Consider the following 283-nt stretch of genomic DNA (forward strand, 5'->3'; position numbering starts at 1 on the left):
AATACGTGCGCGTGCCGATGGCGGACGTGGCGCCGATGCTGGCGCCCGAGGGCGTGGACGACGAGTCGCTGCTGTTCCTCACCGACATCCTGCCCACCGGCTGGCAGGGCGCCGAGCATTGCGAGATCAAGGGCGGCGAGGCACGAGATTGGCGGCGTAGTTCGTGTCAAGGATGGCGCATTGGCGTCTTTCAACGGCAACGTTGAGGCTATCGATGATCGGACGGGCCGATTGAGGGTGTCGGTGGACATCTTCGGGCGCAGAACCATTGTGGAGCTGGACG

At 64.3% G+C, this 283-nt stretch carries 1 pseudogene; it reads left to right on the top strand.

Annotation, left to right across the window (positions count from 1 at the left end):
- Positions 1 to 140 (top strand): annotated as a pseudogene (locus MKK88_RS15740) (glutathione-dependent formaldehyde dehydrogenase); the annotation flags it as partial.
- Positions 141 to 283 lie beyond the last annotated feature (143 nt).

The organism is Methylobacterium sp. E-005 (genome assembly GCF_022829725.1).
Taxonomy (GTDB): Bacteria; Pseudomonadota; Alphaproteobacteria; order Rhizobiales; family Beijerinckiaceae; genus Methylobacterium.